Annotated in this window: 16 protein-coding genes; 9 read left to right on the top strand and 7 right to left on the bottom strand. The window is 37.7% G+C overall.

Features of this window, described 5'->3' with window-relative positions:
- Nucleotides 1–210: hypothetical protein (locus VB248_RS06250; RefSeq protein ID WP_323295889.1), on the bottom strand; the 210-nt coding region annotated here is incomplete at its 3' end.
- Between the two features lie 8 nt (nt 211–218).
- Here VB248_RS06250 and VB248_RS06245 point away from each other — a divergent pair.
- Nucleotides 219–2,924: an alpha-L-rhamnosidase gene (locus tag VB248_RS06245; RefSeq protein WP_323295888.1), complete on the top strand. Its 2,706-nt coding sequence runs from the start codon at nt 219–221 to the stop codon at nt 2,922–2,924.
- A gap of 12 nt (nt 2,925–2,936) precedes the next feature.
- Entirely contained in the window at nt 2,937–3,890 is a 954-nt protein-coding gene (locus VB248_RS06240; protein WP_323295887.1) for an SGNH/GDSL hydrolase family protein, read from the top strand.
- 94 nt (nt 3,891–3,984) lie between these two features.
- Here VB248_RS06240 and VB248_RS06235 read toward each other — a convergent pair whose 3' ends face one another.
- The 3 genes from VB248_RS06235 to VB248_RS06225 all read right to left on the bottom strand — a co-directional run bounded on the left by VB248_RS06235 (nt 3,985) and on the right by VB248_RS06225 (nt 7,070).
- Nucleotides 3,985–4,455 (bottom strand): hypothetical protein, encoded by a 471-nt coding sequence (locus VB248_RS06235; protein ID WP_323295886.1) that lies wholly within the window; start codon nt 4,453–4,455, stop codon nt 3,985–3,987.
- Between the two features lie 162 nt (nt 4,456–4,617).
- The gene (gene cydB, locus VB248_RS06230; protein WP_323295885.1) at nt 4,618–5,652 is read right to left on the bottom strand and encodes a cytochrome d ubiquinol oxidase subunit II; all 1,035 of its coding nucleotides are present in this window, start codon (nt 5,650–5,652) and stop codon (nt 4,618–4,620) included.
- 38 nt (nt 5,653–5,690) lie between these two features.
- On the bottom strand, nt 5,691–7,070 hold the full coding sequence (locus VB248_RS06225) for a cytochrome ubiquinol oxidase subunit I (RefSeq protein ID WP_323295884.1): 1,380 nt from the start codon (nt 7,068–7,070) through the stop codon (nt 5,691–5,693).
- A 312-nt stretch (nt 7,071–7,382) separates the two neighbouring features.
- On the opposite strand from VB248_RS06225, the gene VB248_RS06220 reads away from it, so the two are divergent.
- Nucleotides 7,383–8,012 (top strand): 3-keto-disaccharide hydrolase, encoded by a 630-nt coding sequence (locus VB248_RS06220; protein ID WP_323295883.1) that lies wholly within the window; start codon nt 7,383–7,385, stop codon nt 8,010–8,012.
- Between the two features lie 427 nt (nt 8,013–8,439).
- Complete coding sequence (locus VB248_RS06215) at nt 8,440–8,667, top strand: hypothetical protein (protein ID WP_323295882.1); 228 nt, start codon at nt 8,440–8,442, stop codon at nt 8,665–8,667.
- Nucleotides 8,668–8,823: 156 nt separating this feature from the next.
- Here the strand turns inward: VB248_RS06215 and VB248_RS06210 are convergent, their stop codons facing one another.
- Nucleotides 8,824–10,344 (bottom strand): gluconokinase, encoded by a 1,521-nt coding sequence (locus VB248_RS06210; RefSeq protein WP_323295881.1) that lies wholly within the window; start codon nt 10,342–10,344, stop codon nt 8,824–8,826.
- 200 nt (nt 10,345–10,544) lie between these two features.
- Nucleotides 10,545–11,426, bottom strand: a complete 882-nt coding sequence (locus tag VB248_RS06205) for a helix-turn-helix transcriptional regulator (RefSeq protein WP_323295880.1) — start codon at nt 11,424–11,426, stop codon at nt 10,545–10,547.
- A 240-nt stretch (nt 11,427–11,666) separates the two neighbouring features.
- Between VB248_RS06205 and VB248_RS06200 the strand changes: the two genes are divergently transcribed.
- The 5 genes from VB248_RS06200 to VB248_RS06180 all read left to right on the top strand — a co-directional run bounded on the left by VB248_RS06200 (nt 11,667) and on the right by VB248_RS06180 (nt 20,303).
- The gene (locus tag VB248_RS06200; protein WP_323295879.1) at nt 11,667–14,837 is read left to right on the top strand and encodes a SusC/RagA family TonB-linked outer membrane protein; all 3,171 of its coding nucleotides are present in this window, start codon (nt 11,667–11,669) and stop codon (nt 14,835–14,837) included.
- 97 nt (nt 14,838–14,934) lie between these two features.
- Entirely contained in the window at nt 14,935–16,437 is a 1,503-nt protein-coding gene (locus VB248_RS06195; RefSeq protein ID WP_323295878.1) for a SusD/RagB family nutrient-binding outer membrane lipoprotein, read from the top strand.
- A gap of 236 nt (nt 16,438–16,673) precedes the next feature.
- Nucleotides 16,674–17,570, top strand: coding sequence for a phosphogluconate dehydrogenase (NAD(+)-dependent, decarboxylating) (gene gnd / locus VB248_RS06190; RefSeq protein WP_323295877.1), 897 nt, complete (start codon nt 16,674–16,676; stop codon nt 17,568–17,570).
- Between the two features lie 42 nt (nt 17,571–17,612).
- Nucleotides 17,613–19,028, top strand: coding sequence for a gluconokinase (locus VB248_RS06185; protein ID WP_323295876.1), 1,416 nt, complete (start codon nt 17,613–17,615; stop codon nt 19,026–19,028).
- A 93-nt stretch (nt 19,029–19,121) separates the two neighbouring features.
- Complete coding sequence (locus VB248_RS06180) at nt 19,122–20,303, top strand: ATP-binding protein (RefSeq protein ID WP_323295875.1); 1,182 nt, start codon at nt 19,122–19,124, stop codon at nt 20,301–20,303.
- A 78-nt stretch (nt 20,304–20,381) separates the two neighbouring features.
- Here VB248_RS06180 and VB248_RS06175 read toward each other — a convergent pair whose 3' ends face one another.
- The gene (locus tag VB248_RS06175; RefSeq protein WP_323295874.1) at nt 20,382–22,043 is read right to left on the bottom strand and encodes an alpha-L-fucosidase; all 1,662 of its coding nucleotides are present in this window, start codon (nt 22,041–22,043) and stop codon (nt 20,382–20,384) included.
- Between the last annotated feature and the right edge of the window lie 75 nt (nt 22,044–22,118).

Here is a 22,118-nt window from a genome sequence, read left to right as displayed (position 1 = left end):
TGCAGGAGCAAAACATCGTGTGATAATTCCTTCCTGCAAGTTGCAGGAGCAAAACATCGTGTGATAATTCCTTCCTGCAAGTTGCAGGAGCAAAACATCGTGTGATAATTCCTTCCTGCCATTTGCAGGAAGGAATTTAACCCACAAAAGAGAATAGCTTCTAATATTTTCCGCTGTAATTTCCTTGCTCTTATATTTAGATTTACTCATAAACAGCTATGAACCTTCCATTTTCTTCCATGCGTCTTTGTATTTTATCTGCTTTTTTGTTGCTTGGTCAAGGTATTTTTGGCAATACGCCTTGCCAACTTAGGGCTTTGCAGTGTGAGTATTTGGTCAATCCTTTGGGAATTGATGCTCCTTCGCCACGCTTTACTTGGCAGTTGGCGGATGCCCGACAAGGGGCAAAACAAAAGGCGTATCAGGTTTTAGTCAATACTGATTCTTTGGCTTTAAGCAAAGGCATTGCGAATGAATGGAATACTGGTCAAAAAAATACCGCCCAAACCTTAGTGAGCTATCAAGGCAAGGCTTTACAGGCTTTTACTAAATATTTTTGGCGTGTAAAAATTTGGGATAAAGATGGACAACCGACGACTTCTGGCATTGCCACTTTTGAAACGGGCATGATGAACATGAGGAATTGGCAAGGTGCTTGGATTAGCGATTCGAGGGAGGTGAATACCAAGCCTGCTCCTTATTTTAGAAAGAATTTTCAGAGCAACAAGCAAATCGTTTCGGCACGTGCTTATATTGCTGTGGCTGGTTTGTATGAATTGTATATCAATGGTGAAAAAATCAGCAATCACCGCCTCGACCCGATGTACACTCGTTTTGATAGACGTACTTTGTATGTGACGCACGATGTGACGAAGCAATTACAATCGGGCAAAAATGCCATTGGCGTACTCTTGGGCAATGGTTGGTACAATCATCAATCGACAGCCGTTTGGTATTTTCATGAAGCACCTTGGCGTGGTCGTCCCACTTTTTGCATGGATATTCGGGTGAAATATGCCGATGGCACAAGTGAAGTAATTGCCACAGGCAAGGATTGGAAAACGGCTTTGAGTCCGATTATTTTCAACAGTATTTATACCGCAGAACATTACGATGCCCGACTGGAACAAGCCGATTGGAACAAAGCTAATTTTGATGATAAAGGTTGGAAAGAAGTAATTTTCAGAACTGCTCCTTCCAACAATATCGTCGCTCAGGCTTTGCATCCGATTAGGAATGTAGAAGAAATTCCGAGTAAAAGTTTGAATAAAATCAATGATACAACTTTTGTTTTTGATTTGGGTAGAAACATTTCGGGCGTAAGTAAAATTAAAGTTTCGGGAAAAGCAGGTACGGTTTTACGATTGAAGCACGCTGAAAGGTTATACCCGAACGGAAGAGCGGATTTATCGAATATTGATGTGCATTATCGCCCGACGGATGATAAAGACCCGTTCCAAACGGACATCATTATACTATCGGGAAAAGGCGAAGAAAGTTTTATGCCACATTTCAATTATAAGGGTTTTCAATATGTAGAAGTAACGAGTTCGCAGGCGATTCAATTGACGAAAGAAAGTCTTTCGGGCTATTTTATGCACAGCGATGTGCCTGTGGCTGGGAATGTGACTACTTCAAACCCGACGATTAATAAAATTTGGGCGGCTACGAATGTTTCTTACTTGTCGAATCTATTTGGTTATCCGACCGACTGTCCGCAAAGAGAGAAAAACGGTTGGACGGGCGATGCCCATATCGCCAGCGAAACGGGTTTATATAATTTTGACGGCATTACGATTTACGAAAAATGGCTCGCCGACCACCGTGACGAACAACAAGCCAATGGCGTTTTGCCATCTATTATTCCTACCGACGGTTGGGGTTATGAATGGGGAAATGGCCCAGACTGGACAAGTACTATCGCCATTATTCCTTGGAATATCTATTTGTTTTATGGCGATACCAAGATTTTGGCAGACAATTACGAAAACCTCAAACGCTACGTCAATCACATAGAATCCATTAGTCCAAACGGATTAACGACTTGGGGCTTGGGCGACTGGGTGCCTGTCAAATCAAAATCACCAGTCGAATTAACTTCTTCGGCTTATTATTTTGTAGATGCCAGCATCTTAGCAAAAACCGCCAAATTATTTGGCAAAACCGCCGATTATGAATATTACTCAGCTTTAGCAGAAAAGATAAAAACAGCTTTCAACAATAAGTACCTTAACAAAACAACAGGCATTTACGGAAGCGGATTCCAGACAGAACTAAGTGTTCCGCTGTATTGGGGTTTAGTGCCAGAAGAATTGAAAGCCAAAGTAGCCGAAAACTTAGCCAAGCGAGTAGCAGCTGATAACAATCATTTAGATGTAGGTTTATTGGGTACAAAAGCCATTTTGAATGCTTTAAGTGAAAATGGTTATGCCGATGTAGCGTACGAAATAGCTTCGCAAGAAAGTTTTCCTTCTTGGGGCTGGTGGATTGCCAACGGGGCAACCTCACTCTTTGAAAACTGGCCAATTGATGCCAAAAGCGATATTTCAATGAATCATATCATGTTTGGTGAAATTGGGGCTTGGTTGTACAAAGGCATCGGGGGCATCAAACCTGATGCTTCGCAGGCAGGTTTTAAAAATATCATTTTAGCACCTAATTTTGTAGAAAACTTAAACGCTTTTGAAGCATCCCATGATTGTCCGCAAGGCAAAATTATTTCTTCGTGGAAAAGGGTAGGGGAGAAGATTGTCTATACTATCACCATCCCTGCCAATGCAACGGCAACGGTTTTGCTGAATGTAAAAAAACATCAGCATATTCAAAAGCAGTATCCGGTAGTAGAAAAAAGTATTTCCATTACGCATAAACAATTAAAAATTAACCCATTATCAGCAGGAACGTATCAGTTCGAGATTCAGTAAATTAACCAAAACATGAAAAAAAGTATTTTTTCTCTATTCCTTATTTTAGTAGCATCAATCGCTTTTGCACAAGTAGCACCACAGCCATTGTTTAAACCAGAGGTAAAAAAAGTATTATTTCTGGGCAATAGCATTACTTACGCAGGCAATTATGTCAATGACATTGAGGCTTATTGTATTGCTCATTTTCCCAATCAAAAGATTGAATTTATCAATGTTGGATTGCCCAGTGAAACCGTTTCGGGATTGTCGGAAGATGGTCATGCCGACGGAAGATTTCCCCGACCAGATTTGCACGAACGCCTGTCAAGAGTATTAGCGAAAACAAAACCCGATTTAGTTTTTGCCTCTTATGGCATGAACGACGGCATTTATTTACCTTTAGATTTAGTCCGTTTTCAGAAATTTAAAGATGGCATTCAATGGTTGCACGACAAAGTAGTAGCTTCTGGGGCAAAAATTATCCACCTGACGCCACCGATTTATGATGAAGTAAAAGGCAAGAAAATTGGCTATGCGGATGTGTTAGATGTGTATTCAAATTGGTTGATAGAACAAGCCAAAAAAGAAAAATGGGAAGTAATAGATGTGCATTATCCGATGCAAAGAGTATTGGAAGCACATCGAAAATTAGACCAAAGATTGGGAATAGAAACCTCTTTTGCTCTGGCAAATGATGGCGTTCACCCCGGTGAAGCAGGGCATTGGATTATGGCAAAAAGTATTTTGATGCACTTAGGAGCAAAAGAAATCATCAAGGCAGGAACAATTCAAGCGACACTTAATAATATTGAAAATCCAGATGCTTTTATGAAACTGATTACCGAAAGACAAAATATTTTAAAAGACGCTTGGCTAACGAACATCGGACATTCTCGTCCAGAAATGAATAAAGGTTTACCTCTGGAAGAAGCACAAAGTAAAGCAGATGCCTTAGAAGTACAAATTCGGGAAATGGTGAAGTGAGGAAGTTTTTGAATGATGAGTTTGGAGTGATGAATTTTGAGTAAAAAAAATGATGATAATTTGTAGCGGTAATCCCTTGCGGTTGCCGTTTTCTTTATGGTATAGTTTCTAAACCAGAAAACTTAAAAACCCCATTCTCCTTTATAAAGTAAATACCAAGTTGCGCTCCTTCATGTCCAGGAGCAAACTCATTAGCTTTCCATGTTGTTAAAAAAGCAATTACGTCTGCACGCCTACTATTTTGTTTATAGAGTATTATCTCTTTAGACTTTGAAGCTCTTTTCCAACTTTCAGAATTCTTGATAGTTTTTAGATGTCTATTGAAAAAATCGTTTCTCTTTAGGTCGTAAATCCCAAGTTTTGAGTTTTGGGTATCTTCGCAAATGATACACGAGATTACTTTTGTAGATATCTTTTGGAATTCTACAAAGTCTGGTTTTTTAAAGTTTTTGAAAACGTTATTTAACGCTCTCATTACTAAAAGACTGTCGTTCTTACTGATGGACTGTCCTTTACAAATAGGAATCCCAAATATTAGAATTAGTATTGTCAAAAACCTTTTCATATTATGTGTGTTAAGTCTTTATACTTTTTAGCGATTAAGCTCCCTGATTATATTTTTCCTGTGGAACGGCAACCGCAAGGGTTTGCCGCTACGTTGAAAACTTTATTTGTCTTATTAATTTTAAAAATTTCACTCAATCACTAATTCACAACTCACTAAATCCTAATAAGAACTCTCATCCAATTTTACTTTCCCTTTAAATGTCCAGAATACAAAGAAAGTATAAGTGGCTACTATCGGTACGCCTACTACGGCAAAGAGTAAAATTATCGTTAATGATTTTTCGGAAGATGCCCCATTATAAATGGTAATTGAGTAAGCTGGATTGATGGTTGAATGAATAATTTTTGGAAAAAGGTTCATCGCTACCGTTACTAAAAGTGATGCCATCGTAAAAGCTGAGGACATAAACGCCAACATATACTTACCTTTTTCTAATAATATTCGGGTATTGATGATGATTAACACCGTAATCAATGGCACAGCAAAAAGGGTAGGATGTGCCTTGAAAGTAGCCGCCATATTCGGAAAATACACCAAAGTCACCATCGTTTGTAAAATATAGCAAACCACAAAAAAGCGACTGGTATCGCTCACCATAATGGATAATTTGGTGTAAAGTCTCTTTTCTGTTTTCATCACCAAGTAAATTGAACCGTGCATCGTACAAGACGCCAGAGTAGTCAAGCCCGTAAGCAGTGCATAAGGATTGAGCAATTGAACAAAATCGCCTTGATAAACAAAATTTTGGTCGATGGGAATGCCTTGAATCAAATTGCCAAGTACGACACCCAATAAAAACGCAATCAACATACTGGAGATTGAGTAAACAATGTCCCACATTTGTCGCCACCAGTACATCGTTTCTTTACTTCTAAATTCAATAGCAATGGCACGTAAAATCAGTACCATCAAAAACAACATAAAGGGAATATAAAATGCCGAAAACAAAGTAGCATATACTTCTGGAAAGCCTGCAAACAAAGCTCCACCACCAATTACCAACCATACTTCGTTGCCGTCCCAAACGGGGCCAATGGCGTTGAGGGCTATTCTTCGGCTTTCTTCTTTCTTGAAAAGTAAATGAATCGCTCCTGCTCCCAAATCAAATCCATCTAAAATGGCATAGCCCGTAAAGACCGCTCCAATAACGGCAAACCACCATGTGGGTAAATCTATTCCTAAAAAAGTAGCCATAAGTTTCTTAGTTTATGAGTTGAAGGTTTAAGAGAGGTTTAGTCTAAAATTGGATTATTTCGTTTTGAAGAATCTATAATTTCTTCTCTTTCATGGTGGTCGCTTGGCCCATGTTTTATTTTTTTGTTGAGCAAATAAATAAACAAAGCAAAAAGTAAAAGATAAAGCACGGTAAACATGATGAGCGAAAACAGCACTTGGTTTTCCTTCACGGATTTAGAAAGTGCATCCGAAGTACGCAATAAACCATAAACTACCCAAGGTTGTCGCCCAACTTCGGCAGAATACCAACCTAATTGATTGGCTATTTGGGGCAAGAGTACCGAAAAAGAAAAAATGCGTAATAGCCATTTTTGTTCAAACAATGAACCTTTGTATAAAAAATACACTGCCAATAAAGTAAGCCCAATCAATGCCATTCCGATTGCAACCATGCTATGATAGGTTTGAAAAACAAAATTCACAGCCGTTGGTCGGTCTTCTTTTGGGAAAGCTCGGAGTCCTTTTACAGGTGTTGTAAAATCTTGATGCAATAAAAAAGTTAAGCCTTTCGGAATTTTCAGCCCTGTTACTTCTTCTTTTTTGGTATCAACAAAACCCATTAAATACATATCTGCTACGGCTAAACTATCATAATGTCCTTCAAAAGCCGCCAACTTAGCTGGTTGATTTTTAGCAACGCCATCGGCTGAATGATGTCCCGTAAATAACTGTGCCAAAGCTGAAACTGTTGCTACTGCCAAAGCGATTTTAAAAGCTTTGCGAGAAAGAGCCACATGGCGGTCTTTGTACAAATAATAAGCGTGGACACTCAGCACCAAGAACGAACCAGCCAAAAATGAACCAATCCAAACGTGTGATAATCTATCCACAGAAGAAGGATTGAAAACCATTGCCCAGAAATCTGTGATTTCAGCTCTTGCTTTTAAGCCTTCGCCAACAATGTGATAACCCGCTGGCGTTTGTTGCCAAGAGTTTGCTACCACAATCCAAACCGCTGAAAACATCGAACCCAAAGTAACCATTATCGTAGCAAAAAAGTGAACGCCTTTGCTTACTCTGTTCCAACCAAATATCAAAATTCCTAAAAAACCAGACTCTAAAGCAAAAGCAAAAATCCCTTCTGCGGCTAAAGCTGAACCAAAAATATCACCCACATAGCGTGAATATGCTGCCCAGTTTGTCCCAAACTCGAATTCCATTACGATTCCCGTGGCGACACCGATACCAAAAATCAGGGCAAAAATTTTAATCCAAAAACGAGTTAATTGTTCATACACTTTGTCGCCGGTACTTAAATACAAGCCTTCCATGCCTACCATCACAAGACCGAGACCAATACTTAGAGGTGGATAGATATAATGAAAAGCCACTGTAAAAGCGAACTGAATCCGAGAGAGAATTTCTACATTTTCCATGAGCTGAGGTTATTAAATATGCTACAATATTAAGGCATAGACGGGCAATGATTGCCTAATTTCTGAGTATTTTTTCGACAATTTTTCAAAAAAAATACTCATCATTTGTCAAGTTTAACAGACTCAAGAAAATATATAATTATTAGTATTTCTCAAAAGCTTCCTCTCAGATGGATTGATTCCACCTTCAAAACGCTTTACCCTATAAATACTCACACATTCATTTTAAACGTTTATAGCCAAAATGAATTCGTACTTTAGCAATTCAATAAAACAATTCATTCCTGCCGAAGGAAACCAAATAACGTAAACATGAAAAAACTATCATTACTTCTGTTATTGTTCGTATCAATTCAAACTACTTTTTCACAGAAAAAAGAAAAAGGTTGGGTTTCACTTTTTGATGGAAAATCATTTGCTGGCTGGAAGGTAAATGAAGAAAACCCAAGCACATTTTCTATCGAAGATGGAACGATAAAAGTAGCAGGCGAACGTACTCATTTATTTTATGAGGGAACTGTTGGGAAACACGACTTCAAAAATTTTGAGTTAAAATTAAAAGCGAAAACCTTGCCTGGCTCAAATTCAGGTATTTTTATTCATACCGCTTACCAAGCTTCTGGCTGGCCAGAAAAAGGTTATGAAGTACAAGTAAACCAAACGCACGGCGACTGGCGTAAAACAGGAAGTTTGTATGGCGTAAATGATGTAAAAGAAAATTTGGCGAAAGATAATGAGTGGTATGAATACCATATCATTGTAAAAGACAAAAGAATTATCATCAAAATCAACGATAAAGTAGCGGTTGATTACACTGAACCAGATACTCTTCCTGCCGACCGTGGTTTGAAAAAACTTAGTTCGGGAACAATTGCTTTACAAGGACATGACCCTAAAAGCGTAGCTTTTTTTAAAGATATAAAAATTAAGATTTTAGAATAGAAACCACTTGGAGACTCAACTTAAATTCCTTTGAATCATTATTTGAGTCTCTATATTTTACTTAGACCAAATAATTTCGCTTATTATTATACAAAAGCCAATAAGCTTTTTTGCAAGAATTAGATAAAAACGAGCGATTAATTAAGTTTTCTACTTGGCTTTGTCGAAGTAAAAATGGCTGTAAAATTTTTATAATTCGGTTTTCTGCAATGCCTATTCTTCTGCCAAATTCGATAAAATCTTCTTGGTGAGTTCAGTGGTTTTTGATTGTACGTTAACACTATTTTTATTCTTGATTAAAAAAATTAGGATATAAGTTATTCGAATATATTCCCTCCCTTTCCAAAATCTTTACAATTTCTTTCTTGACCCAAAGCTTTTTTCGCTTATGTTTGTTATCGGTTTCAAAACATAATAAATTTTAACTATGAAATATTTAACTCAAAACGGAGAGCTACTTGAAGGAGAGACTTTTCCAGATATTATTGTCGCATTTCGTAAAGGTTTGCCTTTTCCTGCCAACCAAACTACTTTGGAATTTATGGTAAGTTTTGCAGAAAGACATTTCAAAGCCAATGGTTCAAAAATCAGTACGCTTTCTTATGGTGCTTTCTTGGCTGATTTAGTAAATAATAATTACTTGACGAAGGCTTAATTTTTATTATCCCAGACTGCTAACTGTTAGCATTTTCTTCCCTATCAGTTAGCAGTATTTTAGATTTGAGATTTAGGAATTCTGATTTCTAAAACTGGAATAAAGTCGCCTATTTAATAAATCCGAAATCAAAACTCCCGAATCCAAAATACGCTTCTATTTTTCTTGTTGTAACTTCACGATTTGCTCAAACTCTTCTGCTAATTTGTGACTCAACCGCTCAAAAATCTCGAAATACTTCATATAAATTCCATGGTTTTTGGGATTAGGCTGATAATTCTCCTGTGATTTTACCGTGGCTGTGGCTTCTTCTAAGGTTTTAAAAATACCCATTTGTGTCAATCCCAACAAGGCAGCTCCCAATGCAGAACTATCGTGGTGGTCGTTCACATAAATCTTTTTGCCATACATATCAGTCAGAATTTGCGTCCATAATGGCAAAGAAGCATAAGCACCATTGATGTAAATACTATCAAAATCTCTGTGCGTTTCAAGTATTTTACCGATACTGTATATTTCAAAAAGAATGCCTTCGAGCGTCGCTCTTACAAAGTGTTTACGTTCATGGTTTATGTTGAGTCCAAAATATGTGCCTCGTGCATTGGCATTCCAAAGGGGAGCTCTTTCTCCTAACAAATAAGGTAAAAAAAGTAAACCTTCTGCTCCAGCTTTTACTTGTGCGGCTTCTTTGAATAAATCGTTTAAAACGTCTTCAAAATCTAAATCAGTTGTAAAATCTCCAAACTGACGAGCAAACCATTCAAAAACAACGCCTCCGTTGTTGGAAGGCCCACCCGAAACATAATAGCCTTCTGCCAAAAGGTAGTTGAAAAAACGATTTTTTTCATCTCGAAGTACTTCTTTTCCTGCCACACGTACAGCACCGCTCGAACCGATGGTGATAGTCGCTTTGTTTGCTCCTACGATGCCTGCTCCTAAAGTTGCCAAACATCCATCGCTTGCTCCAGCAATCAACAAAGTTTTGGCAGACAGTCCCAAGGTAAAACAATACTCTTTTTTTAAAGTAAGGTGTGTGTTGAATACCGAAACGGGTTCTGAAAGTCTGTCGGCAGTAATGCCAGCAAAATCCAACGAATCCTGATGCCAACGTAAAGTATGAATATCAAACAAGCCCGTCGAGGAAGCAATACTGTGGTCGATGATGTATTCGCCAGTGAGTTGCTTGATAACGTACTCTTTCAAAGAAATAAATTTATAGGTTTGTTTAAAGCGTTCTTGGTCGTGGTTTTTGAGCCAAGTAATCTTTACAATCGGCGACATTGGGTGAATGGGCGTACCTGTGGTATGAAAAATACTTTCGCCTTTGGCTGATTTTTTCAGACTGTCAGCTTCTTTTACTCCACGGTTATCGGCCCAAATAATGGCATTTCCAAGAGGCGTACCGTTTTTATCAACAGGCAAAACGCTGTGCATCGACGAGCTAAAACAAATCGCATTTACCTGTAATTTCTGAGGATGAATGTATTCGTTCAGTAAATTTTTAAGGATATAGAGGGTAGTAATAAAAATTTGCTCGGGGTCTTGCTCGCTGTAATCGGGCTGAGGATGAAAGGTCGGGTACGAGCCTTTTTTTCTACAAAGCAAATTCCCACTCATGTCAAAAGCATGAACTTTTACAGCAGAAGTATTAATGTCGATGGTAATGATACAATCCATAGTTATTTTTAAGCTTTCAGCCCTCAGCTATCAGCTTTGAGCTTTGAGTTATGAGTTTTCAATTTGGCTGTATGCTATAAGCTTTGAGCCTTGAGCTGTGAGCCTTGAGCTGTGAGCTGTGAGCTATCAGCTTTGAACTTTTTATTATTGATCAAAAGCTTAAAGCTGATAGCTCAAGGCTCATGGCTCAAAGCTCACAACTAATCAGAATTTTTTCTAAACTCCCGTGGCGTGTAGCCCGTTAGTTTTTTAAAAGTTGATGAAAAGTGTTGTGACGAATAAAAGCCTGTTTCCAAAGCAATGTCTGTCAAACTTAAATCTTTTCTACTTAATAATTTTATTGCCTCTGAAATTCTGATATTTATCAAATAATTCAAAGGTGAAAAACCTGAAAATGCTTTTACTTTTTCGGTAAAGGCGGTTGTGCCTAAGCCTACCAAACCTGCCATTTCTTCAACCGACCAAGGATGAGCTAAGTTTTCACGCAAAGTTTGCTCTAATTTGAGAAAAGTCTGAGGAAAATCTCGCCTGAGGTTATCCTGTTTACTCAAATGTCGAACAGTCGTAATCAATAATTCGTCTATCAAATGGTTTACTCTGGTTCGATAGCCCAATTCTTGCGAAAACAATTCTATGACGATATTCTGAAAAATTTGCTGACAATTTTTTACTCTCGACAAAATCGGTTTTTTATTCAAAGAAAGTATTTTCCCGATTACTCTTTGGTCGATTTCAGAAATACTACTCCATTCACCTAATATCAATTCTCCGTTGCTTTCAAATACTTTGGGTTTTATGGTAATCCACATCAAAGTACCGATGTCAAAAGCTCCACGACTACTGCCAATCGTTTGCCACGGACAAGTCAATGAAACATCATTCGGATAAAGCAAGTACTGCTGTCCGTCGATGTGCCAATCAAATTTTCCTTCAGAAATCAAGCATATTTTAATGCCATCGCTTGCTTTTATTTCATGCGAATTAAGCTGAATGGTATTGACTTTATGATTAGCAAATTCAATGATATGGGGAAAATAAGACAATTCTTTAGATTTTCCTTGATACAGTAAACATTGATTCATTAGGTTTTGAAAAAGTATGAAAATAGTTGTGGGAGTGAAGCCGTAAAATTAGGTCAATTATTTATCAAAATATTACAAAAATCACCACTGTAAAAAAATGAAAGTTTTTCTTGAAATAAGAATGAAATTTTGCATCACCTCAAACAGAGAACAATCAAATTAAAGCTTAAAACTGAAAATGTATCAATCAAAAACACAATTTATATTTACCTAAAACCCTCATCCAAAAACGTAATCACTATGAAAAAACTTAGACAAGCCTGTCTTTTCATTCCTCAAAGTCTATCCAAAACAATTTTGTATTTGGCTTTGATACTTTGCTCACTTCCTTCATTGGCACAAGAGTCGGTCGTGAAAGGAAGTATCGTTGACAAAAATAACGCCTTTGTGCCGGGCGTATCAGTACAAGTAAAAGGAACGAATCAAGGAACGACGACTGATGCTTCTGGAAATTACAAAATTTCTGTTCCCAACAATGCCACATTGGTTTTTAGTTCAATTGGCTATGCCTCGCAAGAAATTGTAGTTGGTGGCAAAAGTATCATTAATATTACTTTATTAGAAGAAACCAAAAACCTTGAAGAAGTGGTAGTTACGGCTTTGGGGATTAAGAAAGAAGCCAAAAAATTAGGCTACGCCACAGCAAGTGTCAATTCTGAACAAATTACGACCAACCGCCAAGTAAATTTCATGAATGGTTTACAAGGCAAAATGGCTGGTGTAAACATCACTTCTTTAGGAACTGGGCCGGCGGGTACAAGTAAAATTCGTATTCGTGGGCAGTCGTCTTTCAACGGACAAAACAATCCCTTGATTGTAGTAAACGGAGTACCAATGGATAATACCAATTTTGGGGCGAATCCGAATGGTAATAGCGATGGTTCTTTGGGCAATAGAAGTTTTAATAATTCGGACGGAGGCGATGGATTGACAAGTATCAACCCCGACGATATTGAAACGATGACGGTTTTGAAAGGAGCTACGGCAGCGGCTTTATATGGTTCTCGTGCAAAAGATGGTGTAGTAATGATTACGACCAAAACCAAAGGAACAGGCAAAGGCATTGGCATTGAGTACAATAGTAATTATACGGTTGATACACCATTAGATTTTACTGACTTCCAATATGAGTACGGTCAAGGAGAAAATGGTGTTCGACCAACTACTGCTAATCCACAAACAGGGGTTTGGAGCTTTGGTGAAAAGTTTCAGCCTGGTATGAAACAAGTACTTTTTGATGGTGTTGAAGTTCCTTACGAACCTGTATATAATAGAATCAATAAGTTTTATCGTACAGGTACTTCTTGGACAAATACGGTCTCGCTTTCTTCTGCTTCTGAAAAAGGTGGTTTCAATCTTTCGCTTTCAAATTTGAGCAATACCAGTATTGTACCTAATTCTGATTATAATAAAAAGACGGTCAACTTTGGTTTTAATTATAACCTGAACCCGAAACTTGTGTTGATGGGTAACATCAATTATTCAAATGAATATAACCGCAACCCACCACAAATCGGACAACAAGATTTGAGTACGCCAACGGTTCTTTATACTTTATCCAACTCAATGCCTTTTGATTTATTAGAATCAAAACGTTTGGATGCTAACGGTGATGAATATATTTGGTCACGTTTTAGAAACAGAACAAATCCTTATTATTCTGTATATGAACGTTTTGAAAATATCCGTCGTGATAGAATTTTGGGGAACATTACTTTACGTTATAATCTTACTGATTGGTTGTATTTCCAAGGAAGAGTCGGACAAGATTATTACTCTCGTGACCAAGATTATAACTTCCCAACTGGTGAGGCTTCGTTGGGCGTAGCACCTGCTGGTTTTGTGAATGGACAGTACACGCAAGAAACCCGTCGTTTCCGTGAAACCAATGCTGATTTCTTGATTGGAGCAAAGAAAACATTCGGCGATTTTAGTGTTGATTTAACCGTAGGTGGCAACCAAATGTATCGTCGTAGCGATTATAATAGCGTTTTTGTTCAAAACTTTGTCGTGCGTGGACTTTATACCGTGATGAACGGACAATTGAAAGACCCATTATACGGACTTAGCGAACGTCAGGTAAATTCACTCTATGCGGCGGCAGAAATTTCTTATAAAAATTTCTTATTCTTGAATTTAACAAGCCGTAACGACTGGTTCTCTACTTTAGCTCCCGGTTCAAGAATGGTGCAATATCCGTCAGCCACAGGAAGTTTTGTCTTTACTCAGGCATTTGAAAATACTCCTGATTGGCTTTCATTCGGAAAATTAAGAGCGGCTTATGCAGAAGTAGGAAGCGATACCGACGTTCAGCCTTATGCTAATAATTTGTTTTATTCAGTAGGTAGCAATTTATTACAAAATCAACCAGTTGGTTTTATCAATACTACTACTGTTCCAAATTCCTCACTTCGTCCGATGCGAGTACAAGAAACGGAGTTTGGTCTTGAGTTAAAATTATTCCAGAATAAAGTCGGTTTAGATTTATCGTATTACAAAAAAATCACTTCCGACCAAATTCTTTCCGCTCAGGTTTCAGACGCTTCGGGTTATCAAACTACCTTGTTGAATAGCGGTAAAAGCCAAAACGAAGGGATTGAAGCCATGCTGACATTCTCGCCCATTAAAAGCAATAAATTCTCGTGGGATGTAAACATCAATGGTGCTTACAATACTTCTGAAGTATTAGAATTGGCAGGAAACCAAAGTAGTATTACCGTTGGTTCGGGGATTTTTACAGGTGTACTTCGTCAGGTTGTAGGCTTGCCACTTGGACAGTTATACGGCTTTGCTTACAAACGTGATGCTCAAGGACGTAAAGTATTCAACGACCAAAGCGGTCGCCCAGAAAGAACAAACGATTTAGTAAGTTTTGGTAGTGCTTTACCAAAATGGGTGGGCGGTATTACCAACAATTTCCGCTATAAAGACATTCTTTTGTCATTCTTGATTGATTTCAAATTAGGTGGAAAAATGATTTCTGGTACAAATTACAATGCTTGGAGACATGGTTTGCACAAAGGTACTTTGGTTGGTCGTGAACAAAATTATGTAATTGGCGATGGCGTAAACAGCAAAGGCGAAACCAACGCAGTGAAAACTCCTTTACAATCATTCTACGAAACGATTCGTGCTAATAACATTGCCGAAGAATTTGTTTATGATGCTGGTTTCTGGAAATTACGCCAAATCACGATTGGTTATGACTTCACAAAAAAATTACCTAAAAACTGGTTTATCAAAGGTATCAAACTCAATGCTGTTGCCAATAACGTATTGATGATTAAAAAATGGGTACCCAATCTCGACCCAGAGCAATTCGGGTTCTCATCGGATAACCTTGTCGGCTTAGAATCAACAGGTTTGCCAACCAGTAGAAGTATAGGTTTTAACTTGAATGTTAAATTCTAAAAAGCCATAAGCAGTAAGCTTTGAGCTTTTGAAAAACTGGCATTTATACTTCTAATTAGATTAATTCATAAGTACTCAATTGTTTAATATCAAGAAAATGAAAAAAATAACTTTATATATCAGTCTAATCGTAGCTTGTAGTTTCTTAGGAAGTTGCGATAAAGGTTTTGACGAATTGAATACCAACAAAGTAAATCCGACGTCGCTCAATCCTGTTTATGAATTGAACAACGCTACGCTCAGAACCTCTTTTACTTGGCAATCTGTGATTTACGAAGCAGCCATTGTACAACAAATTGTGAGTCCATATTTGGGTGTAAATGCAGGCGGAAACGTAAATCAAAACAACACTTCTGTAACAGGGGTAAACTGGCAAAGATATTACCGAGAAGTAAATAAACACTTGGTAGATGTAATTGCCAAAACCAAAGGCGACGCCAATCGTAGCAATTTATACAATATGGCTCGCATCTGGAAAGCCTATACTTTTATGATTCTGACCGATAGCTATGGCGATGTTCCTTATTCTGAGGCAGGTTTAGGCTATTTGCAAGGTACAGTTTTTCCTAAATACGACGCCCAACAAGCCATTTATACAGATATTCTGAAAGAATTAGACGAAGCTTCGGCGGCATTGGATGCCAACAAAACCAAAGAAGTAAGTGATGTGATTTATGCAGGCGACATTACTAAATGGAAGCGTTTAGGTTATTCTTTACTCTTGCGTGCAGCCATGCGTTTGACCAAAGTAGATGCCAATACTGCACAAAATTATGTAAAAAAAGCCTTTGCAGGAGGCGTAATGCAATCGAATGCGGATAACTGTCTTTTACGCCATTCGCCAGCCTACACCAATGAAGTGGGTGTGCAGTTGAACGGTAGCGAAAGAGCCAATTTTTACTTGCACGCTACTTTGGTAGATTACTTGAAAAATGCGAATGACCCTCGTCTGGGAATCATTGCCCTAAAATATAATACTAAAGCACAATCCGCCACAGACAATACCAAAGACCCTGCTAAACAAATTGGAATCCCTGCGGGCTATGACCAAAGTAGCATTGCCAAAACACCGAACTATCCCGGAGAAATTGAATTGTATTCTCAAGTTGACAGAATCAAAGTTGCCAAATCGGATGCTCCTTGTTTCTTTGTCACTTTTGGTCAAACGCAACTTTTATTGGCAGAAGCCGCACAAAGAGGTTGGATTAGTGGCAACGTAAGTGATTATTACAAAGCAGGAGTAAAAGGTCATATTCAACAATTTATAGAACATGATGCCAGCTTGAGCGTTTCAGATGCTACGATTGATGCCTATTTTACGGCTAATCCATTCAATGCCTCAAAAGCCTTGGAACAAATCAATACGCAATATTGGCTTGCCTCTTTTATGAATTCACCAGAAGCCTTTGCCAATTTCCGTAGAAGTGGCTTTCCAGCTTTAACGCCAAACCCATATCCCGGCAAAGAAATTCAAGGTAATTTCATCAATCGTTTATCTTATCCAGTAGATGAAATTTCTGTGAACAAAGCCAATTTAGATGCCGCTGTGGCTCGTCAGGGTGCTGATAATTTAGATACCAAAGTTTGGTGGCATAAATAATTTTGCGGAGTCGATAGCGTCATTCTAATCTTTAAACCTCATAAGACTCCATGAAATCATGGAGTCTTTATTTTATCTTTGAAAAATTATTAATAGCAAAAACAAAAAAAGCGATGGCAGAATCGTTAGGTTCAATCCCCAATACTTAAATATCCTTACTGGCTTTTATCAAATACATTTGTATTAGCACAATAAAACACTCATTTTTATCTGATAATTAAACTTAATTAAATATTATGCAAATCGGAATTATTGGCTTAGGCAAAATGGGCTTCAACCTTGCCCTCAACTTACAAAGAAATGGCTACGAAGTAATTGCCAATGATGTAAATGCTGAATTCGTTCAGAATATCGCCACTCATGGCATCGACACCGCCGACACTGTAGAAGTACTTACGCAAAAACTAAATGGTAGAAAAGTAATTTGGTTGATGGTACCTGCTGGCGAAATCGTGGACAAAGTAATTGAAGGTTTAGTGCCTTTTTTAAGTCCCTCAGACATTATTATCGACGGAGGAAATTCTAATTTCAAAGAATCAAAAAGACGTTATAATGCCTTGAAAGCACAAGGAATTGATTTCTTAGACTGCGGAACTTCGGGCGGAACTTCGGGGGCTTTGAACGGAGCTTGTACGATGATTGGCGGCGATGATGAAGTATTTGCTTATGTTGAACAAGTTTTCAAAGACATTTCGGTAGAAAACGGATACCTACATACGGGAGCAGCAGGAAGCGGACATTTTACTAAAATGGTTCACAATGGTATCGAGTATGGAATGATGCAAGCCATTGCCGAAGGTTTTGAAGTATTTGAACATTCTGAATTTGATATTGATTTTCATAAAACCGCTAAAATGTTTAATCATGGTTCGGTAGTAAGAGGTTGGTTGATGGAATTAACCCAAAGTGCTTTTTCGAAAGATCCAAAATTAGACGCTATCAAAGGCGTAATGCACTCTTCGGGCGAAGGAAAATGGACTTTGGAAACAGCTTTGGATTTGGGCGTACCTACTCCTGTAATCGCCCTCTCGGTAATGATGCGTTATCGTTCGCAAATGGAAGATACTTTCTCTGGAAAAGTAGTGGCAGCACTCAGAAATGAGTTCGGTGGACACGCTGTTGAGAAGAAATAAATTTCATCCTTTTTGCTTTGATAATTCACCGATTAAACATCCATGAACCATTTTTATATAGGAATTGATATTGGAACAACTGCTACAAAAGCAATTGTTTTTACAAAAGAAGGAAAGATTATTCGGCAATTTGCCAAAGCTTATGAAATGTATCATCCCAAAGATGACTGGAGTGTACAAAAACCTGCGGAAATCTTAGCGGCTGTGCTTGAATGTATTGATGCCATTACTGAAAATATCCAGCCTCAATTCATTGCTTTTAGTTCGGCAATGCAAAGCCTTATTGCGGTGGATGAGAATGGTACACCTCTCACGGATGTCATACTTTGGGCTGATAATCGGGCAAGTGATTTGGCGATTCAACTGAAAAATAGTGAACAAGGGAAAGCATTTTATCAGAAAACAGGCATCCCGATTCATACTTTTTGTCCGATGACCAAAATACTTTGGCTTCGTGAAAATGAGCCAGCGATTTTTGCTCAAACACATAAATTCATCAGTATCAAAGAGTACGTTTGGCATTATTTAACAGGCGAATATGTGATTGATTCTTCGATGGCTTCAGGAACAGGAATGATGAATCTTGAAGATTTGACTTGGAATCAAGATGTTTTAGCATTTTTGGATATTTCTCAAGAGAAACTTTCAGCCATTGTTTCGCCCGAACATCAAGCACAAATGTTTGAAAAACAGCATACTTTGGTTTTGGGTGGGGGAGATGGAGCTTTGGCAAATTTGGGAACAGGAGCAATGCAAGCAGGCAGAATGTCGCTGACGATTGGCACAAGTGGAGCAGTTCGTTTGCCTATTGCTCAACCATTTTTCGACTCAAAAATGCGAACGCAATGTTATCATTTGGTGGACAAACAGTACTTGGTACTCGGTGCGGTAAACAATGGAGCAGTGATTTTGCAGTGGCTAAAAGAAGCCATTCTTGAAACCGAAGAATCTTTTGAATCACTTTTCGAGCAAGCAGCAAAAGTAGAAGCAGGAGCAAATGGACTGATTTTCGTTCCGTATTTACTGGGCGAAAGAGCTCCCATTTGGGATGCTTCGGCACAAGGTACGCTTTTGGGTATTACCATCAATCACAACAAAGCACATATTGTAAGAGCAACCCTTGAAGGCATTTTATTTGGACTTTTGAGCATCACCGAAATACTTTTACCCGCTTCAGAAAGAGAAAATATTTGCATTATGGCGAGTGGTGGTTTTGCCAAAAGCGACTTTTGGCTACAAATCACCGCTGATATTTTTCAGATGAAAGTAGTCGTTTCACAAACTATCGAAGGCTCATGCTGGGGAGCTGTAATGATTGGTTTGAAAAGCTTGAATATTGAAGTAAATCAAGACAATATCGAAGAGAAAGTTTTCCTTCCAAACCCTGATAATCAAGCAGTTTATCAAGAAAATTTCAGGAAATTCAAGAGAGTATATGAAGCTTTAAAGGATTTGTAAAATAAGCCTTGATACTTTTTCAGGATAATTTGCACAAAAAATGTGCATAAAATCGGATAATTTGCATAAATTTCGTGCAAATTATCCGATTTTATGTTTGAAAGAAAAATATTTCATCGACTTAAAGAGCATTTAAGTAAAAAACAAGTTACCGTTATTACAGGAATGAGACGGGTAGGGAAATCTACTGCCCTAAAATATTTATTGAATGAAACGCCACATCAGAACAAACTTTATCTTGATTTTGAGAGAATTGAGAATAGAGTGTTATTCAATCAAAATTCATATTCTGACATAGAAAGAGGTTTGGCGGCATTGGGTTTGAATTTGAATCAACCTGCCATTTTAGCTTTAGATGAAATTCAGTTAGTTCCCAATAGTACAAGTGTTATCAAAAGTCTTTACGATACTTATCAAATAAAATGTATTGCAACGGGGTCAAGTTCATTTTACTTAAAAAATCATTTTTCAGAAAGTTTGGCTGGACGAAAACAGATTTTTGAAATGACTACTTTGGATTTTGAAGAGTTTTTGTCTTTTAAAGGCATTGATACACAAAGAATCAGAGCTGAACAAAACAGAACTTTTCTCTATACTTATTATGATTTGTGGAAAGGTTATTATGAAGAATATCTTCAATTTGGGGGGTTTCCGGAGGTTGTATTGAGCGAGCTTAATGCAGATAAAAAAGAATATTTAAAAGACATCTTTAATGCTTATATCGAATTGGATATTAAACTTTTATCTGATTTTTCTGTAAGCGATACTTTATATAAATTAATTTTACTTTTGGCAAACCGAGTAGGAAGCAGGGTGGATTATTCTAAAATAGCCAGTTTAATCGGTATTAATAGAAATAAAGTAAAAGATTATATCAATTTACTGGAATATACTTATTTCATACAAACTGTTGCACCTTTCACTGGTGGTATAGATAAAGAGTTGACCAAACAACCAAAATTATATTTTTCAGATACTGGTTTACTACAAGAATGTGGACAAATAAGTAGTGGGGCTTTGTTTGAAAATGCCATAGCAAATCAATTAAGTAGGCAAGGAACTATTAATTATTTTGAAAAAAGTGCTGGTTCAGAAATTGATTTTATACTTGATAGAAGTGTAGCCTTTGAAGTAAAAGAAACAGCCAATCAATTTGATTTAAACACACTAACTGAAAGAGCCAAAGCATTGAACATTCAAGATTGTCGCTTGATAGGAAGATATTTACCTGAAAATGGATTTAAAGATTTCACTTGGGGAGGGAATATTTTTTAACCAATTCAAAAGCTTGATTATGAATTAAAGCGTTGAAAATAAATGCTTTAATTCATAATCAAACAATCAAAATTCATTTTATGCAGGCAAAACCTTCAAAGCAAAAGCAAATTCTTCTTTGATACTTTCGGGTAAATCTACCCATAAACCTTCTGAAGTTCTGGTAAAATTCAGTGAATTTCCTTTTCCTACTAATATTACTTTCGCAATTTCTTTCGGATAAAGTACATTTCCTGCTGCTAAACTTTTTATCAATAATTTACTTTCTGTTGGTTTACCCAGCGGAATGGCGTATAGTGCGTCTCCTTTGGTCGTAAAACGAATATCATTGATGGTAAATGGTAAACCTTTTCCTTCGTTAAAGCCCTGAGCCGAAAGTGGAGCAGCTTTTTCCATTGCTGGACCTTCGCCAAATACTTTCCAAGGTCTGGTTGCAAAAATACATTCGCTATTTATCGCCATCCAATCGGCGATACCTTCCACTACTTTTTGTTCTTCTGAATCAATAGAACCATCGCCTCTAAGTGGTACACTCAGCATCAAATTACCATTTTTACTTACCACATCAATCAAGGTATGTACAACAGTTTTGGCTGATTTATAACGTTTTTCTTGATAAATACGACGGTCGTAATGCCAACTACCAATGCAAGTATCTGTCTGCCAAGGCAAAGGTTCAATGCTATTGCTTTGTCCTCTTTCAATGTCCCAAACCATCGTTTTACGCTGTGCTTCATCCAAAATTTTACCATTGATTACCGCTTCAAGTTTTCCTTTGGTTTTGATATTTCGATTGTAAAAATGAGCAGCAAATCGCAAGCCTGCATCACTAATTGGCCAAAGCGGTAAAGCAGTGTCATCAAAATACACCAAGTCTGGGTCGTATTGATTGACCAAATCAACCGTGCGGTTATAAAAATTATCACAATAGGCTTTAGTGGGTACTGCTACGCCATTTCCCCAATTCCATTGTTTGTGAATCCCGTTGATGTTATCGCTTCCAGTACTTAATTCATGGTTTTGTGCGTATAATTCTTGTGGGTCGTAGCCTTCCCAAAAAGTACCTTTTCCGTCTTTTTTGGTAAGTTTACCATCATAAGGAACGCCTGCTAAATCACCTGTTTTATCAGCTTGCTGACTTCCTTCGTACCAAGACCAAGCATGAGAGGCGTGAACGCTTACACCAAAACGTAAACCTTGTTTCTTGGTAGCTTTTGCCCAAGCACCTATCAAATCTTTCTTAGGCCCAAGATTTACCGAATTCCAAGCATGATATTTACTGTTGTAATTATCAAAATTATCATGGTGATTCGCCAAAGCCATAAAGTACTTTGCTCCAGCACGCTTATAAAGCTCAAGTAATTGTTCAGGATTAAATTGCTCTGCTTTCCATTCATTAATTACATCTTTAAAACCAAATTTAGAGGGATGTCCGTATTTGGCTACATGATAATTGTAGGTTTTACTTCCCTGATAATACATTTCACGGGCATACCAATCGCCAAATTCGGGCTGACATTGCGGCCCCCAGTGAGCCCAAATACCAAATTTTGCATCTCTGAACCACTCAGGCGTTTGATATTGCTGCAAGGATTCCCAATTGGGTTTAAATGGGCCTTTTGCCATTGGTTCAAGTCCTTCTTTGGATGATAAAGATAAAATCTCTTGTCCGAAAGTTTGGCTCAAAGATAAAGCAGGTACAGCCGTCAAAACCCCCTTGAGTAATGTTCTTCTTTTCATGATTGTCAAGCTTGTTTAAATAGATAAGGTTTACTTTTGTATTGTGTAGATAAAACACAATTTATCTTATTTATA

It is taken from the genome of Arcicella rigui, assembly GCF_034929435.1.
GTDB lineage: Bacteria > Bacteroidota > Bacteroidia > Cytophagales > Spirosomataceae > Arcicella > Arcicella rigui.
This window is presented reverse-complemented; position numbering and strand designations above follow the sequence as displayed.